14 protein-coding genes are annotated in these 16,759 nt (G+C 43.1%); 5 read left to right on the top strand and 9 right to left on the bottom strand.

Features of this window, described 5'->3' with window-relative positions; genetic code table 11:
* Positions 1–68: 68 nt before the first annotated feature.
* The gene (locus PN836_RS19145) at positions 69–2,006 is read right to left on the bottom strand and encodes an alkaline phosphatase D family protein (RefSeq protein ID WP_395341456.1); all 1,938 of its coding nucleotides are present in this window, start codon (positions 2,004–2,006) and stop codon (positions 69–71) included.
* 231 nt (positions 2,007–2,237) lie between these two features.
* On the opposite strand from PN836_RS19145, the gene PN836_RS19150 reads away from it, so the two are divergent.
* On the top strand, positions 2,238–3,497 hold the full coding sequence (locus tag PN836_RS19150) for a hypothetical protein (RefSeq protein ID WP_395341459.1): 1,260 nt from the start codon (positions 2,238–2,240) through the stop codon (positions 3,495–3,497).
* Positions 3,498–3,503: 6 nt separating this feature from the next.
* Here PN836_RS19150 and msrA read toward each other — a convergent pair whose 3' ends face one another.
* Positions 3,504–4,040: a peptide-methionine (S)-S-oxide reductase MsrA gene (gene msrA, locus PN836_RS19155; protein WP_395341461.1), complete on the bottom strand. Its 537-nt coding sequence runs from the start codon at positions 4,038–4,040 to the stop codon at positions 3,504–3,506.
* A gap of 132 nt (positions 4,041–4,172) precedes the next feature.
* On the opposite strand from msrA, the gene PN836_RS19160 reads away from it, so the two are divergent.
* The 3 genes from PN836_RS19160 (at position 4,173) to PN836_RS19170 (ending at position 7,136) form a co-directional block, all read left to right on the top strand.
* Positions 4,173–4,562: a thiol-disulfide oxidoreductase DCC family protein gene (locus tag PN836_RS19160; RefSeq protein WP_395341464.1), complete on the top strand. Its 390-nt coding sequence runs from the start codon at positions 4,173–4,175 to the stop codon at positions 4,560–4,562.
* A 277-nt stretch (positions 4,563–4,839) separates the two neighbouring features.
* A complete protein-coding gene (locus PN836_RS19165) occupies positions 4,840–5,565 on the top strand; it encodes an SDR family NAD(P)-dependent oxidoreductase (RefSeq protein WP_395341466.1) in 726 nt (241 codons plus the stop codon).
* A gap of 146 nt (positions 5,566–5,711) precedes the next feature.
* Complete coding sequence (locus PN836_RS19170; RefSeq protein WP_395341468.1) at positions 5,712–7,136, top strand: sodium-dependent transporter; 1,425 nt, start codon at positions 5,712–5,714, stop codon at positions 7,134–7,136.
* A gap of 9 nt (positions 7,137–7,145) precedes the next feature.
* On the opposite strand, the gene PN836_RS19175 is transcribed toward PN836_RS19170, so the two are convergent.
* Together PN836_RS19175 and PN836_RS19180 are read right to left on the bottom strand one after the other, a co-directional pair.
* Positions 7,146–8,033 (bottom strand): NAD-dependent epimerase/dehydratase family protein, encoded by an 888-nt coding sequence (locus PN836_RS19175; RefSeq protein ID WP_395341471.1) that lies wholly within the window; start codon positions 8,031–8,033, stop codon positions 7,146–7,148.
* A gap of 35 nt (positions 8,034–8,068) precedes the next feature.
* Positions 8,069–8,911 carry a DUF2884 family protein gene (locus PN836_RS19180; protein WP_395341474.1) on the bottom strand — a complete coding sequence of 281 codons (843 nt, stop codon included), beginning with the start codon at positions 8,909–8,911 and terminating at the stop codon, positions 8,069–8,071.
* Between the two features lie 344 nt (positions 8,912–9,255).
* Here PN836_RS19180 and PN836_RS19185 point away from each other — a divergent pair, with 344 nt between their 5' ends.
* A complete protein-coding gene (locus PN836_RS19185) occupies positions 9,256–9,447 on the top strand; it encodes a hypothetical protein (RefSeq protein WP_395341476.1) in 192 nt (63 codons plus the stop codon).
* 68 nt (positions 9,448–9,515) lie between these two features.
* On the opposite strand, the gene PN836_RS19190 is transcribed toward PN836_RS19185, so the two are convergent.
* From PN836_RS19190 to PN836_RS19210, 5 genes are all read right to left on the bottom strand, one after another.
* Positions 9,516–10,820 carry a mechanosensitive ion channel family protein gene (locus tag PN836_RS19190; protein WP_395341479.1) on the bottom strand — a complete coding sequence of 435 codons (1,305 nt, stop codon included), beginning with the start codon at positions 10,818–10,820 and terminating at the stop codon, positions 9,516–9,518.
* Position 10,821: 1 nt separating this feature from the next.
* Positions 10,822–11,706 (bottom strand): acyltransferase, encoded by an 885-nt coding sequence (locus tag PN836_RS19195; protein ID WP_395341481.1) that lies wholly within the window; start codon positions 11,704–11,706, stop codon positions 10,822–10,824.
* Positions 11,706–12,611: an acyltransferase gene (locus PN836_RS19200; RefSeq protein ID WP_395341483.1), complete on the bottom strand. Its 906-nt coding sequence runs from the start codon at positions 12,609–12,611 to the stop codon at positions 11,706–11,708. The genes PN836_RS19195 and PN836_RS19200 overlap by 1 nt, the downstream gene beginning before the upstream one ends.
* A gap of 9 nt (positions 12,612–12,620) precedes the next feature.
* The gene (locus tag PN836_RS19205; protein WP_395341486.1) at positions 12,621–14,786 is read right to left on the bottom strand and encodes a diguanylate cyclase; all 2,166 of its coding nucleotides are present in this window, start codon (positions 14,784–14,786) and stop codon (positions 12,621–12,623) included.
* Positions 14,787–14,885: 99 nt separating this feature from the next.
* Positions 14,886–16,709, bottom strand: a complete 1,824-nt coding sequence (locus PN836_RS19210; protein ID WP_395341489.1) for a GGDEF domain-containing protein — start codon at positions 16,707–16,709, stop codon at positions 14,886–14,888.
* Between the last annotated feature and the right edge of the window lie 50 nt (positions 16,710–16,759).

Here is a 16,759-nt window from a genome sequence, read left to right on the forward strand (position 1 = left end):
CTTGTTTTGGCTTCGGTTCATTTGAATATTGCATTTCATAATTATGATCTTCAGGCTTGCTCGTTTAACTACTGGTGGGTAAACTTTACTTCGCTGCCGTCAGCGCAGATCACTTTGCACGCTTTCTCTCTGCCATCGCGATCCAGTTCAAGCAAGCCCACACTGCATGCGTTTACCACATTTGCGTCATGTTTATCGGATTCACGCTGCCTTACTGACATATTACGGCGCTTTGTAAAAATGTTCAGAGGTGAGCGATGACCATAAAACCAGCGGTTTAGCCTTTCAAACCAGCTTAGTAGTTTGTCAGGAAAGCGATTGTGAAATCCTGAGCAAGTGAATTGGACAATTTTTGGACTGTTTCGTCTAAATCGAAGCTTTACGTCGTAGACGAAGGAATAGTGCACATCACCCGATAAGATAATAAAGTTTGGCGGTGTTTTGACATGTCGAAAGATGTTAAGCATAACGCTGGCGGTGCCTCGATGCGCCATCCAGTTCTCAGCATCAACGATAAGCGCTCCACCAAAGACGGTAAATACTTTTTGTACCGCTTCAATAAACTTAAGACCGTACACAGGGGCGGCCGACACCATAATGACTGAGTCATGTCCAAGCATATTGTGCTGTAGCTCACACAAGGCCTCCCAATCCATCAATCCTGATGGTTTATTTTTATTCGACTCACTGCGCCAGCGCTGTGTGCGAGTATCAAGGACATGCACAGGGGGTGACGTGTCAAGCTGATAATGCCATTGGTCAAAGTCGAACAAGGTGTCAATAAAGGCATTTTGATGCTGATAACCGTCAGGTGTAAATACCTTGCTTGCTTGATCACACAAGGGGCGTAATTTGTCGATTGGATTGCCTAAGCCTTGGCATAAAAAATAGGCCGTAAGTGCATTACCCACCATTTTTTTAGAAAAGGCATTACCGTAAACTTGCTCTTCCCACGCGCGGGTTAAATTCCAATCATCGGTCACGTCGTGATCATCAAAAATCATATAGGTTGGAATGCGGCTAAATGCATATTCCACATCCTTAAGTGCGCCAACAAAATTGTCCACAAAGGCCTGTTCTTTCTGGTATTGCTGTGCGTGCTTTTCACTAAGCATGTTCGCGATTTCATTCTCGGGCATTTGCTTGATGAATGGCCATAGCCTTGATGACCACGACAGTAGGTAAAGCGCAATCATTTCGTTCAGTGCGATTAGATGATTGTGTGCGTGAACCGAGGTAAAGACAGGTTTTCGTTTGCCCTTAAAAAAGGCTGTTTCCAAGGCCTCATTTTGCGCTATTTCAGGAAACAGGCGCTCTCGTTGATAATAGCTAAATTCATGATCAAATAAGTCTTCAGAGCCCTCTAGCACGCTATCTGTAAATGTTTCGTGATGCAGTCCAAGTAGCTTTATGCTTTGATGAATTGCGTTGAGCATTGGACCGGCCACGTCATCTACGTATACCTGATCGCCGGTAAGGAGTAGCATATCGGCCCGTTTATCGTTTTTCGCCTCTAAGCTGCATTGAGTAAACTCTTTAACACGAGCAAGGGCATCGTCACCATCAAAATGCGCCTTTCTGCAACTGCCATGCAGGACATTGGTGAGCTTGTGTGCACAGGAAAAAGGAAGGTGGGTTTGATTATCATGAAATAGTTCAGGGCATAAGTCTTTTAATGAATTTTGCTTGCCATTGTTATGACACGTTTCATTGGCACTGCATATAAGCGATAAATCATACGCATACTGCTTATCTTCAAGCAGCTGTTTGGCAGGGTAGGCTTTCACTAAATTGATATAGCATCGCTTGCCTAAGCAGTACCGAATATGCTCATTTTCTTCGTCATTGAGGGGAATTGAGGCGCCGGTGTGGTCAATCAGGTTCAGCGTAATATCATCAGGCTCACGAGTCACAAGCCATACGGTAACGACATCTTTGTTAACATGGCGGAGCATGGGGCCTGCAATAATTCTTGGGATATCTTCAGGCAGTTGACTAATCGACATAATCCTCACTTCAAATTACTTTTTCATCAGCAAAAGTGACATAAAGCGCAACTTCATGCTGATTTCATTGCTCAGTTCTACTATGATTACGCTCTATACAATAGCGGTTGCGGCTTACATTGCAAACAAGCACAAAATGCCTGTGAGAGTGTATTACGCAAGCAACAATACCATGTTCTTGTTACTTTACTCTCGTTGACAACTATGAATCTCGCAAATCAAATTATACACATGGCTTTACGTCTACAGCAGCGCTTATTTCTTTCTTCGATGAGCTGCTTGATACTCTTTGTTTCACTCGCTACGGTAAGTAATAGCATCGACGCTAAGCCAGCGCTCAAAGCGGATAGCGGTGCCACTATCTTACCCGTACTCACATTAGAAGGTAAGTGGATTCGTGAACATGATGGCAGTACTATGCTCAATCCACAGACCTCAGGGCTTGTCGCTGCTGAGAATGGGATTTGGACCATATCAGACGCCAGTGCCGATACTTCCCAGATCCAACGCTTGCATCTGCTTGACACAAGTCTTACTGAGTCAAGCGTAGACATTTTGAGCAGGCTCGGGCCGTTTGAATTAAGCGAAGGCATTCAGCAATCTTGTTTTGCGCAATATCTTGCCACTGCGCCTGATTATGAAGCAATGGTTGCACACCCATTTAAACCTCAAGCGTGGATATTAGTCACGGAAGATGCCACAAGAAGTGGGGCGATGACGGAACAATGCCAGGCACGTTTTGCTGCAAGTGGATCAACTGACTTTCCAACGCTGTTAGTGGAAGTTCAAAAACAAGATACTAAAATGATTGTCACAGGGCTGAGACCTGTCCAATTTGATGTAAACGATCAGATTGGCAATTTTCCGAATGACGGCATTGAAGGGTTGGCAATTCTCCCTCCCTCTAGTCTTCCTGAATTAAATGGCTTTAGTCGTTTATATTTAGGTCTAGAAAAAGACGCGACAAGTTCCGCTCGCGTATTTATGGTGGATATATCTGCGTCGACCTTTGAAAATGATGCAGAATTTTTGCCCGTTAAAGATGCGAAATTAAAACTTCCGACTTTCGAGCAAGGCAATCACCCTATTAACGGAATGGACATATATACCGATGCCAGCGGGCAAGCATGGCTCATCGCTGCAGCTCGAAACGATAATCAACTGTGGTTAATCGATTTATCTGGTGAGCGCAAAAGCAAAATTATTCCGCTTCGCTATACGGCGCCTTCGTCAGTCTCATCGCAAGCGTGCATCTTGAGCGAGAATGCGAGGGTTGAAGCCTTAGATACTGCATATATAAACGGCGGGTATTACATGCATAATGCCTCACTTGAGGGCGTTGCAGTAAAAGGTGATAGTGTGTTTCTGGTTAATGACCCCTGGCGGAGAAATTACCTTAGGAACGTGGTATGCGAGCAGGATAGGGTGTTTTATGAGCGAATGTCACCGCTGCTGTTTAAAACACCCATTGACCCAAGTTGGTTTAAATAACCTGCGCTACTGTTTTAACCTTGCGGCAAAGGTTTTCTTAAATTTGGCTAATTTAGGCGCAACGACCATGTTGCAATAGACGTTTTGGGGGTTGTTGCTAAAATAATCCTGATGATAATCCTCGGCTTGCGTATATTTCGCTAAGGCCTCAACTTCTGTAACAACCGGATTTGGCCATATTTCGGCCGACTCGATTTCTTTTATAATGTCGTGAGCGGCTTTTGCCTGTTGTTCGTTGTGGTAATAAATTCCACTTCGATACTGTGTTCCTACATCATTACCTTGACGGTTGAGCTGGGTTGGGTCGTGCAACGCAAAGAAAATCTCAAGTATTTCTCGAAGTGAGATAATCTCGGTATCAAAACATACTTGCACTACTTCGTTATAGCCCGTATTGCCTGAGCACACGGCTTCATAATTTGGGTTTTCGCTATTCCCGTTGGCATATCCGGAATACGCACTTACAATCCCTTCTACACTGTTGAAAGCCGATTCGATGCACCAAAAGCATCCACCGCCCAAAGTAATTGTTTCATTTGCCATTTGTCTCGCTCCATTTACACCGATGTGCTAGTTATCTGTGCATAGACATGGCTTTTCAAGTCAACCATTCGATATTTAATTGCGTACTCATATATAGCTTACATCAAAGATATAGCAAATTCGGAGTCAGGATTGGCCTTTACCATTTTTTATGACGGACAATGTCCTTTATGTGAGATTGAAATGTCGCACTTAAAAAAGCGCAACACTCAGGGGCAGATTGCTTTTGTCGATATTACAGCCGAGGATTTCCAGCAGCGTTATCCCGAACTCGATTGGCAGGCTCTGTATGACCGTATTCACGGCATGAACGAAGATGGCAGTTTTTTAATTGGCTTAGATGTTACACATAAAGCGTGGAGTTTAGTCGGCTACGGATGGTTGTACGCGCCCACCCGCTGGCCGGTGATCCGCTTTTTTGCGGACAAAATTTACTTGGTCTTTGCTAAACACCGCAACAAAATCTCATATTGGTTAACAGGAAAAAAGCCCTGCGAAACCAATTGTCGAATTAAATATTAGAGTGTGTTTGTCTTTGTTCATTATTTGTGCTGTAGGTCATTTAATCGCTAGACAATCGCAAATTTGCGCAGTTTGGTGGTTCCAAATAAGCAAGTTTGTGGGCAGTATAGCGATTAAATGGCCACAGCCCTTCGGGTTGGGCCTAAAATTGGCGATAACTGTGTTCTTACTTATTCGTTTGGAACCACCAAACTTCATAAGTAAGAACACAGTTATCGCCAATTTTAGACGCCAACACAAAAAATGAACAAAGACAAACACGCTCTAAGGATTTCATATGCAAACGAATGTGCTCATTATTGGCGCAAGTGGTGGTATTGCCACAGCATTGACAGAACAATTGCTTAATGATGAGTCCATTGCTCATTTGGTTACGGTATCAAGAAGTGCTGTTCCCTCACAAGCTGCCAAACATCGTCATGTCATCATAAATTCTCAAAATGAAGATGAGATAAAGGCCTTTGTACAGGAACAAAAAGGACAATATAAATTTCACAGAGTGATTTGCTGTACCGGAATTTTACACGCGCAGGCGGAGCCTGTGCTGAAGCCTGAAAAGCGGCTTGAGGATATGCGCCCAGAACAATTTATCGAGTATTTCAAGGTGAATACCGTGGTGCCAGCACTTTGGATAAAGCACGCGATTCACCTCGTTGACAAAGCCCATTCGAGTATTGTCGTTTTTAGTGCGCGAGTAGGCAGCATCAGCGAAAATGCGCTTGGCGGTTGGTATGGATATCGTAGCTCAAAGGCCGCATTGAACATGATTGTGAAAACGGCTGCGGTTGAGTACGCCCGGCGCTCTGCAAATACGGTTTTGATTTGCTACCATCCAGGTACGGTAGATACAGACTTGTCCAAGCCATTTCAGGCTAACGTAAAACCTGAGAAACTTTTTACACCCGCTTTTACGGCTTCACAGCTGCTTAAACATACGGCCAATCTTAGTCCTGAAGCGTCGCCCTATTACCTTGATTGGGATGGTAAAACGATTAATTGGTAGACTTATTATGTTTTCAACCCCAGTTCGATGTGCAGAACGAGATTTATTGATTGTTGCAAATCAAATAGCCAGCGCAGAAGACATTTATGTTAATGACTGTTAACATTTAGCCTTTAGATAATAAGAAAAATAAAAAGGAATTCGCCATGGCAGGTTCACGCGAACAATTTGGCTCTAAACTCGGATTTATTTTGGCGGCAGCGGGTTCAGCAGTGGGTATTGGTAATTTAGTTGGCTTTCCAGTCGGCGCTGCTAAAAATGGCGGCGGCGCTTTCTTGCTGATGTACGCTATTTTTGTTTTCTTTATTTGCCTCCCAGTCATGATTGCAGAAATGTCCGTGGGGCGAGCTTCGCAAAAAGACCCGCTAGGTGCATTAACTAAGCTCTCTAATAACAATGCAGGATGGCGCTTTGCTGGCTGGCTATCTATAGTTACGCCTTTCATGATTGCAGTCTTTTATTTGGTCATCACAGTTTGGATTTTTGGTTATTTGTATGAATCAGTAATAGGCAATTTAGACTTACTTGCCCAACCAGAAACGTTCGGCACCTTCATCAACAGCCCAAGTTTATTTATCTACATGGCGGGTGTCATTGCCGTGGTATATCTCATCTTGCAAGGCGGTGTGAAGCAGGGCATTGAGAAAGCTGCAAAGATATTGATGCCCGCGTTGTTTTTTATGCTGCTGGCGCTGGTTGTATTCGTTCTAACTCGCGACAATGCGTTTGCAGGGGTAGAATATTATTTAGTACCCGATGTCAGTAAAATTAATGCAAGCGTTGTAAACGGCGCGCTTTCACAAGCCTTTTTCTCTCTTTCGCTTGGCATGGGGATTATGATCACCTATGGAAGCTACATTGATCGTCGCGCAGATCTTCCTGGCTCGGCAAAGCTTGTAGCTTTAACCGACACTGCGGTTGCCTTTACAGCCGGGCTGATGATTTTGCCCGCTATTTTCTCATTTAATCCAAACGTGAATCCTGATGAATTGAGTGAATCCTCAATTTCGATGATTTTTTCATATCTGCCGCAAATATTTTTAGAGATGCAGGCTTCTTTCGGATATTTTGGCGCCAGCGTAATCGCAAGTATCTTTTTCTTGCTTGTGTTTTTTGCAGCTATCACTTCTCTGGTATCTATTTTTGAAGTGCCGGTGGCAGCACTCATGGATGAAAAAGGCGTTAGTCGTAAAAGCTCATTAATGATTTGCGGTGCACTACTGGTGGTCTTTTCAGTATTTTGCGCACTGTCTTTTGGCTTCGTGGGCTTCTTCAGTGAGTTTGTATCCTATGCCGGTACAAACAAGTCCTTTTTCGATGTGGTGTACGATGTCTTCTACGACACGATTTTACCCTTAAACGGTCTGCTGATTTGCTTGTTTGTGATTTATCGTTGGAAGAAATCAAAGTTTAATGAAGAAATTGAGCAAGGTGCCCCTTCATTTAAGGGCAGTATCCTTGAGCGTTACGTCAGCTTTTCCTTAGGCACTTTTATTCCTTTATTTTTATTGCTCATTTTTGCAAATACCGTTGCGCTTAAATACTTTGGCGTGGCGCTAATCGGCGGCTAGCATGAGCTGCTAGTCGAAAGGAGAGCGCAGCATGTCGTATGGGCTTGGGTAAGCCAGGCTCAGCGACAGTGAATTTAAACTTTTTTGTCCGTCAATTACTTTGCCACACAGTGTTCCTGATTTGTCAGTGAACTTAGGGCGTGGCAACTTCAGTACGTCGGCAGCATGCGTGTAACAGTCGATTCGAGACGGATGCTCAGTTGCACATGCATGAAACACTCTTCCAGTTGCCTGTTGGTTGATAATGGCTTTGATAAAACTGAGCGCGTCGGCTTGATGAACCAGATTAACTGCCTCATTCCCGCCATTTATCTGCTCGCGTTGTGATAAAACGTATATGGGATGGCGAAAGCTTGCTCCCCCTGCGCTTGAGGGCCCAATAAGACCAGCCAGGCGTAATATCGCGCTTTTATCTGCGTACCTATGGAGTAAATACCTTTCTATGCTTGCATGCGCTTTGCCAGAGTTTGAAGCAGGGTCAGTGGGGCTATCTTCATCGAGTTGAATCGGATAAATGTGTGATGTTTGCGAAAATACGGATGTGGTGCTGACAAAAATAAGTTGCTCAGCGTTACGTTCAAAGGCCAAATCAATAAGATTTGTTATGCGTTTGATGTACTGCTCAGCATCAATATCTCGCCTGCCAATGGCAATGTTGATAACCAAAGTGCTTTGCTCAAAAAATGAACGGGGTAACTGTTGTTTTAGATGTGCGTTATATATATCAAACTGATAAGCTTCAAGCCCTCTTTTTTGTAAGGTAGCACATTTATCGCGGCTTCGCGTTGTGCCTAAAACACGATAGCCACTTAACAAATAGTGCTCAGCGAGCGGCAAGCCCAACCATCCCAAACCGATAATGCTCACTTTTCGATTTGTCCTTGCTTGACTTGCCATGCTCTCAGGGCCGTCCAAAATGATACTGAGTTCGTCTATGCTCGATTTGCAGATACATTTAAAAGATTTAAGTCCTTTAGTTCAGTAATGCTTTGTAGTTTGTCTTCCGTTTCGTCGATGGCGATTAAGTCCTCGCATAGGGCAGTTGCGTCTTGCTCAAGTGCTTCAGATTGGGTGCTAACTGCTGCATCAATGTTATCGCCCATGGTTTGCATGCGCGTTTCAAAGTCCTGCATGGCGCCGTCTCCACTGAGCATGCTCTTGCCAATAAGTACCAGCATTTCAGCCATTGCGCTGCTGGTTATTTCCTCTATCGCTTGATCTAGATCTCGCTCAAATTCAGTCTGAGTTTCTTGTTTGTCGTTATAGATATTACTTCCAAATGTTCGGCTATCGAATACTAAGGTACCGGGACTTGGATAAACCGTTGATTCCAGTTTTTGCTGAAGTTCATTTAGACGTTTGTTCAGAAGTTTTGGAAGCTCACTACCTTCACCAAGTAGCCCTGTAAAGACTTCTGTGAGTGCTTCATTGGTGAGTTCGATCGCTTTGGCAGCTAAAGCCATTGCTTTCGGTACAGTCGCTTCGAAGCCATCCACATAGGCTATTACGTCTTGTCGTTGTGCACGGGTTAGGTCAATCGATTGACCATTTATGACAGCGTTTCCCGATTCGCTTAGCTCGATTTGGTCATTATCTGTGGTCGTGATAGTCAGCATGGTATTGGTCAATAAAATATCGCCGTCAAGCTGAACATTACAAGTCTCGTTGTTGAAATTATATGCACTTGCATTTGAATGAAATAGCATTGCACTTAATGCCACAGCGCCAAGCGCTAAAATACGAGAGTGCCTGAAAGACATATGCCTGTTAGTCATGTTTGGTCCTTATATTAAGCTTGCAAGTTATCATACGGATACTTAGATGCAAACATCTAGTACCTTTTACCTGATTGCGTGTATATATGTTCGCTAAAAGTGATTTAGCAATTTGTGAGCCATCATTTTAACGCAATAAAATCAATGAGTTAAACAGAAGGTTTAATGTTTAAATAGCTAAAAGCAGGCGCAAACATGCGATGGTTAGCGGTTTTGACCATATTGCTTATCGCAGCAGCAGTAACTTACATTGATGCAAAAAAGACTGAAGTAGCATAGTGCTCAGGCAAACTTTCGGGCATAATACGCCCGATTTTTAGACGTATAGCGAAAATAGGAACGTGATGAACGAAATTCTTGACTTGTTGAAATTTGGGGTCTTGCTGGTGGCACTCGTGCTTGGTTTAAGCTGTATCGTAATGGCTGTTATTTCAACAAAGTCAGGGAAAGAAGCCATGCAAGAGCGAATTGAGTATGGTTTTATGGGTGTTGCAGGGTTAGTAGTTGTGCTATTGATGGCTTACGCCTTAAGCTAACGACAGTTCCTGATAAGCGAATTGCGACGACGGACGTTTTTATCCCGAACGAAGGTGATATTCAGCGCTTATTGACCTACCATGCCAGACCGTTGATTTGGGTCATCACCATTAGCATTGGTAATACGCTGATAGGTCTTTAAGCCAAAGTAGGGCATTATCGACAGAATATGGTCAAATAAATCGGCCTGTACACCTTCATATCTTACCCAATCCTGAATTCGACTAAAACAATACACTTCGATGGGTAAGCCTTTTTCTGAAGGGGGTAATTGCCTAACCATGCATGTAAGTCCTTTATGAATATCTGGATGCTGAGCAATGTAGGCTTGTATGTACGCTCGAAAGGTCCCGACATTGGTGAGTTTCCTGCTATTGACGATATCTAGTCTTCGAGCGTCCAAGTCTTTACAGTGCTGCTCTATATCTATTTTTTTGGAGGCAAGATAGGGTTGTAATATCGCAAGCTTTTCCCATTTTTCTAAGTCGTCGCGACTAGCAAAGCGCAAACTGCGCATATCGATTTGAATTGCTCGTTTGATTCGTCTACCGCCTGAGTCTGACATGCCGCGCCAGTTTTTCACCGCCTCAGTAATCAAGCTGTAAGAGGGCAAAGTCGAGATAGTTTTATCCCAATTTTGCACTTTTACCACCGTTAAACCTATTTCCAGTATTTCGCCGTCAACCTCGTATCGGGGCATTTGTATCCAGTCGCCATTGTTGAACATACGGTTGGCGGCGATTTGAATTCCAGCAACAAAACCCAAAATTGTATCTTTGAATACAAGCAGCAATACCGCGGCAATAGCCGTTAACCCCGACAGTAAGTAAATAGGGCTTTTACCCACAATTAACGAGACAATTAAGAAAATAAGCCCTAAGGTAAACAAGAGTCTAGCAACCTGAATAAAGCCGGTTATGGGTGCTTTTCTCGCAAATCGGGTGGTCTTGTAGATTTGGTCGGTGGCGGTTAATGCACCCTGAAGCGCACTGTAGATAACAATCATGATGTAAACAGCGCTAAGGTTGCCAACGGCAATAAACATCTTGCTATCTGGCACTAGCAGCACGTCTTTACCGAAATAGAGCACAACGCCGGGTACCACTAACGCAAGCCGTCTGAATACTCCTGCCTCTTGCAGATTATCATCCCAATTTGTTTTAGAGAATCTGACTAAGCGAGTGACTTTAAAACGTAATAAGAAAAGGGCGACTAACCAAGCTAAAATCGCGGCAATAATAAGCACCGACAAACCTACCCATTGGTGAAGCAAATCCCCGGTTTGGGATTCTAGCCCTAAAAAACTCGCAACTTCGGATATCATTTCGCTCAACTGAGCTTTGGCAAATTCGGTGTTGGGAAGCTTGGTCATATCAACTCATCCATGCGCGCATGCGGTCGTTTTTTCGTTGCCATAGTTGATTTAGCCAAGTTTGAAAACCCTGTCTAAATGACTCATCGTTAAAATAATCTCCCACCAACTCATTGGTCACTGGCAGAGTGGTTACATCAATAATAATTTTCGTCATTCTCCCGCAGAGCATATCCATCATCGGATGCTGAGAATCTGGATAGGCAATGGTGATGTCTAGTACATTGCTAAACAAGTCTCCCATAGCAGATAGCGTAAATGCAATACCGCCTGCCTTTGGTCGCATTAAGTGTGAAAATGGGCTTTTTCGCTTTGCATGTTTGTCTTTGGTAAAGCGCGTGCCTTCAACAAAATTAATGACCGTAGTAGGTTTGTTTACATAGCGCTGGCAATAGTGCTTTGTCGTTTCAATGTCCTTGCCTTTTAACTCAGGGTGCTGAGTTAAAAATTGCTGGGAGTAACGACGCATAAACGGCATTTCCAGTGCCCATGCTGCAAGGCCAACAAAAGGCAGCCAAATCAGTTCTTTTTTCAAAAAGAATTTAGGTGGTGCAATGCGCGGCGCGCAAAAATCTATTAATAGGATGATGTCTAGGTAACTTACGTGATTGGCGGTAATTAAATACCATTTTTGTTTTGAGAGCGCCTCATCAATCTCAATTCTAATTTCAATACGATTGAAGGCCTTGATTAAAGCGACGCTGAATATTCCAAAGGAAAAATAGAGCCTGTGCATGATGGACAGCAGCGCTTTTTGAGCTGCGTCAAAGGGCAAGATCAGTTTAATTAGTCCAAAAAGAATGACTAAAATGCCCCAAAACGCAAGGTTGCTAAGCTGAAAAAACAAGTGAATTGGAAAAACTATTATACTCCTGGTATTGCTCATTAATGGAACTTCTCTTGTGATAGTTGCTCAATCTGTTGGTCTTTTTCTAACCAAAGTTGATTGACCCATTGCTGAAACACCTGTCTGTCTGACTCACTATCAAAATACTTTTCACTAAACAAGCCTTCTTCAAATAAGCGCTTTATTTCGATTGTGTCAATGTAAACAGCGATGCTGTTGACTCTCCCGCATACAAAATCCCAGTAGCTAGGGATCCCATTGGGATAATATATAGTGACGTTCACCAATTTCGTCAAACGTTCTCCCATGGCGTTTAGTACGAACGCGATCCCGCCTGAGCGCGGCGGAAGCAGGTGTTTAAATTCAGATGAGTCGTCTCTCTTTTCCTTGGAAAAGCGGGTGCCTTCAACAAAGTTCATAATGCTAACGGGTTTGCTTTCAAACTTCTCACAGGCTTTTTTTGTGGTTTCTAAATCCTTTCCTTTAAGATGCGGATGTTTCTCCAAAAAAGCTCTGCTGTATCGCTGCATAAAGGGGAAGTCTAAAGCCCACCAAGCCAAACCAAGAAAGGGCACGTAAATGAGATTTTTCTTTAAAAAGAATTTCAGAAAAGGGATTTCATAGTTGAACACGCGCTGTAACACTAGTATGTCTACCCACGACTGATGGTTAGAGATAACCAAGTACCATTGTTCGATAGACAATTTCGCCTTACCAGAAAGCACAAATTTTGTGCGTGAAAAAATGCGTTGATTAAGGTTATTTACTGCAATCCACAGCGAAGCAATGCCGTCCACCACCCATGACATCCATTTTCGCCATATACGAATAGGCAGTAGCTTTAGTAAGGAAAAAAACAGCAGTGGAATAACCCAAAATATCGTATTGATGACATAAATGACCGCTGAAATAGCCCCATTTAAGCTGGAAAGAAAAGCCTTCATAAGCCTCCGTTACAATTCGTCATCGGTGTATCCCACCGTTACCAAAGATATTTTGTTGCGCCCCCCTCTTTTTGACTTATACAGCTCTTCGTCCGCAAGTTTGACGATGTCCTTAAGAGATAGGTTTACATTGCCAAGCACACTGCAAATGCCGACGCTCACAGTAAATGATACCGTGTCTTCTGAGTCAGCAGGCCTTAGCTTTATACCCCGCGTTTGCTGATGGATATTCTGCACTAGCTGATGATGGGAGTGCACTTTATTACCCGCCATGAATATGATGAACTCTTCACCCCCATAGCGGCCTATAATATCGGTCTCACGCTTACAGTTTCGCTGCATTAAGGCAGAGAATGCTTGCAGGCATTTGTCGCCAAATAAGTGACCGTAGGTGTCGTTTATGCGTTTAAAATGATCAATGTCCAAAAGCGCTAAACTAAAGGGTTGTCCTAATCGATAGCTTGTTTTAACCGCATTAATAGCCATCTCGTCAAAGCCGCTGCGATTTAGCAAGTGTGTCATGCCATCTTCTCTGGCTTGAGCAGCAAGCTGTAAATTCAGTTGCTCTAGTTGTTCCGTTTTTTCTGTTACCTGTTGCTTGAGCCGATTTTCAAAGTTTCTCATCAGAAACTGAGAGCGTTTGAGCTTATTTGCTACATCTGAAAACTCTTTACTATTGTAATATTGACTATTAAGGTCGCCACCGTCTTCCGTTGCTTCAAGTAGGTTCATAAGTGGGGCGCTCAGCCTTTTCGATAACCTATCTGCAAATAATAAAAATACCGCAAGAATAACCATCAAGCTCAAACCCGCCATAACAAAGTGATGTCGTATACTGGTGGTAAGTGAACTCGACTCAGTCAATACATAGATTTGCCATCCGTAAGCACTTTGCTGCTTTTTATACGCGTAGTGTTTACCTTCGTATAACAAAACTGGCAGCTCACTAATTATATAGTTGTAGCTGGGCATAGGAATAAATACCGAAAGTGGCTCGGTCTCTATGACTGATGAAGCAAAAATAGTTAGGTTTGCCGAATCGGTGATGATAACTAAATCGCCGTCAAGTAGGCGTTCAATTCGATTTTTAAAATTTCGGATAACGTCTAAGTTTATTGCACCGAAAACCACGCCATCAAACTCTCCGTCTTTGAACACAGGCGCTGCAATAGATACCATGGGCGCCATAACTACGCCACGACTTAAAAGCGTATTGGAGATTTGTACTTCGCCGGTATTTCTTGCGTTGATAAAATAGTTCCGGTCAGCGACCGTTTTCATTTCGTCCGGAAGACGTGCAATTTCAGCATTAAACTTTTCTGGTGCAAAAAAGAGCAAGCGGCCGGTTTTGTCAGTGGTCGTAATATTAAAAAATGCAGGGTAGTCGCGTTGCGATTGCAACATCGATGCGTGTACGTGTTTCAGTGGTGTTGAGTCGCTGATGAGCCTGGCATGATGTTCAACAATCAGCCTGTGTTCGCTAATGAAAGCTTCCGTTAACTGCGTAACATAGTCACTGTTTGATTCAATCTTGTCGGCTAACAATGCTTCATTTTCATTGGAGCTTACACTGATGTAAATAAATGAAATCAGTAGTGTTGGAACCAAGATTAAAGATGCGCAAGTTACAAATATGTTTGAAGATAGTCGATGCTCTTTTGCTTTAAATTCATCCAACTTGTAACGTTTTGGAAGCACTGATAGGACAAGTGAAGCAACAGAGGCTGCCAATACACCATTTAAGCCTTCTTGCGTGGCAATGAGTAAAGCGGCCTCTTGGAAATGGGACATGCCAAAATAGGCAACTATCCAGAGGAAAGGCATCCCTAAAAACAACCAATACACAATTGAAGCAAACATTAAGAACAGATGACGGCGGATGGCAAAAGAAATGCACACAATTTCTAGCGTATGCACCACTAAATATGCCCATCCATGGCCAGCGTAAAAGTGGCTCACCAAGCTGGCGATCAACACTGCGGTTGCGTATTTTGAGGGAAGCGTAACCAATGCAACGAGTACAAAGATACTTGCTAAATGAATTTCTGCGTCGCCAACAAGCGGTATGCCAAGAAAAAGATTAAACGTAATTGTCAAAAGCGACAAAAATAAGCATCGCTGTAAATATTCGATACTTTTATGTTGATTCGCCTGGAGTGGCTGAATTTCTCTCATGTCACGCCTTGTTCACTGCAAAGGACTACTACGAAGGAGGCCTGTAAAGGACTAACTCCTTATTAAACAATTGTTTCCCCGTCAGAGTTTACTACGCAACTATAACTGAATCACACTTATTTTATTACGTCCATTGCGTTTACTTAAGTAAAGCTGTTCATCGGCACGCTTTATCATTGATTCGAAGCTAATCGAAAAGTCTTCACTGACACTCAATATGCCAGCACTCACTGTCATTGTCACTTCAGTTGAACCATGCTGGAGTGTTTCATCGCTCAACAGTTTTTTTACTGCTTTTACACGCTCAAAGTGCTCATTGACATGCTCACCATTGAGCAACAGAATAAATTCTTCACCTCCAAAGCGTCCAATGATATCAGTCTCTCGCTTAAATAGTTTCGTCAGAATATCCGAGAGCAAGCTGATGCAATGATCACCGAATGGATGGCCGTAACGGTCGTTAATCAATTTAAAATGGTCGATGTCAATCAACACCAAAGACATGGGAATGCGATTGCGCATACAATTGTGATAGGAGTGAAGTGCAAAACGATTAAAGCCGGTGCGATTGAGTAATTGCGTCAATCCATCTTTTTGGGCAAGCGAATACAGCTCACGATTAAGCTGCTTTAGTTCCCTCGTTTTCTCGTCCACTTGTTCTTCGAGTTTTCTCTCGAAGCTATTTTTAAGGGTACTGGCATCAGACACAAGCGCTTTAAGCTTCATTGACTCTTGGCTTTGAATTAAGGTCTGATTCTCATCAAGTTTTTGTAAGCCTAAAAAGCGCGTTTCTGCTAAGTAGGTGATCGGAAGGGTGACTCTTTTAATCAGCAAATTGACAAAGGCGCACATAACGCTGGCCAATAGAAAAGCGAAAGACAAGGCTTGCGCAACAAACACCGCTAGTTTTGTTATTTCTGGTTGCGCATCAAGCAGGCTAACAAGGGTCAGGTTGTCTATAGCATCACTGCTTTGATAAAAATAGGATGCGCCTTCCAGCGTGATAAATGCAATGTTTTCATAAAATGGGTGTGTTTTGACTTGTTGTTCACTGCTCAAGGCCGCGACAATAGAAAATGCGCTTTGACTATCCACTATTGAACTTGAGCCGCTCAATGACGATGATTGGGCGTTAATCAGTAGATAATGCTCATGCACCTCGCTGCTGTCATTAAGCTTGAGTGCATGTTGTTGTGCATCATTTGCGTTGTTTTCCTTTTTAAGGAGAGTCTCGTTCGCCGAACTCATTTTAGCAAGGCGATACTCTAATAATGATGTTTGGTACTGCGCGTATTGATTCACCAGTGCAAGGCTTAAAATGAGAGCGAGTATGACAACTGCCAAATAAAAGGTATTGCTAGTGAAAGCCAGAATTGAAGCAGGTTTGCGTTGATATTCTTTGCGTATAAGTGAGCGAGGAAGTATGTGCTGTATTACGCAAGTGCTCACAATACACAATGCACCATTAATAGCAGCGATTAAGGTGCTCATCAGGTTAGCTGTCGTGTCCATGTTGCTTGAAACGGATATAAAGCAAAAATAAAGCGGCGCACCTACCACGAACCAAAATACTGCATCAGCGCTAAGTAAAGACCTTGCGCTTTTAAGTGCTTTATTTAACACAAGCACTTCAAGCAAAAGAATGATCAACATGAATGGTGCCTGTGACGATAATGCAAGCACTAGGGCTGACACGACAGCGGCAATAATTGCACTGTTTATACCGCGAAGAAGCAAGCAAAGCAGAACAAAAATCTGACCAAAATAAAAGTTGAAATCACCGAAAAAATTCACATTGGAATACAGATTGATCACGCCACCTAGAAGACCAAAATGGATACCAAATAAGATATTGGTGAGTGAAAAAAAGCTGGATTCACCACGCGAAGTATTTTGCGTTGATGCTATCTCTTTGTGGCTCATTCGTTCCTTACTTTTATTATTATTGTTTTAAGGTTTGTTTGAACACCGGT

Source organism: Ningiella algicola, from assembly GCF_028401415.2.
In the GTDB taxonomy this organism is placed as follows: domain Bacteria; phylum Pseudomonadota; class Gammaproteobacteria; order Enterobacterales; family Alteromonadaceae; genus Glaciecola.

Bases quoted from the DNA above. Each gene is read 5' to 3' on its own strand.
- PN836_RS19185 (WP_395341476.1), top strand. From the start codon at position 9,256: ATGAACGAAATTCTTGACTTGTTGAAATTTGGGGTCTTGCTGGTGGCA.
- PN836_RS19165 (WP_395341466.1), top strand. From the start codon at position 4,840: ATGCAAACGAATGTGCTCATTATTGGCGCAAGTGGTGGTATTGCCACA.
- PN836_RS19205 (WP_395341486.1), bottom strand. From the start codon at position 14,786: ATGAGAGAAATTCAGCCACTCCAGGCGAATCAACATAAAAGTATCGAA.
- PN836_RS19190 (WP_395341479.1), bottom strand. From the start codon at position 10,820: ATGACCAAGCTTCCCAACACCGAATTTGCCAAAGCTCAGTTGAGCGAA.
- PN836_RS19180 (WP_395341474.1), bottom strand. From the start codon at position 8,911: ATGACTAACAGGCATATGTCTTTCAGGCACTCTCGTATTTTAGCGCTT.
- msrA (WP_395341461.1), bottom strand. From the start codon at position 4,040: ATGGCAAATGAAACAATTACTTTGGGCGGTGGATGCTTTTGGTGCATC.
- PN836_RS19150 (WP_395341459.1), top strand. From the start codon at position 2,238: ATGGCTTTACGTCTACAGCAGCGCTTATTTCTTTCTTCGATGAGCTGC.
- PN836_RS19175 (WP_395341471.1), bottom strand. From the start codon at position 8,033: ATGGCAAGTCAAGCAAGGACAAATCGAAAAGTGAGCATTATCGGTTTG.
- PN836_RS19195 (WP_395341481.1), bottom strand. From the start codon at position 11,706: ATGAGCAATACCAGGAGTATAATAGTTTTTCCAATTCACTTGTTTTTT.
- PN836_RS19210 (WP_395341489.1), bottom strand. From the start codon at position 16,709: ATGAGCCACAAAGAGATAGCATCAACGCAAAATACTTCGCGTGGTGAA.
- PN836_RS19170 (WP_395341468.1), top strand. From the start codon at position 5,712: ATGGCAGGTTCACGCGAACAATTTGGCTCTAAACTCGGATTTATTTTG.
- PN836_RS19145 (WP_395341456.1), bottom strand. From the start codon at position 2,006: ATGTCGATTAGTCAACTGCCTGAAGATATCCCAAGAATTATTGCAGGC.
- PN836_RS19200 (WP_395341483.1), bottom strand. From the start codon at position 12,611: ATGAAGGCTTTTCTTTCCAGCTTAAATGGGGCTATTTCAGCGGTCATT.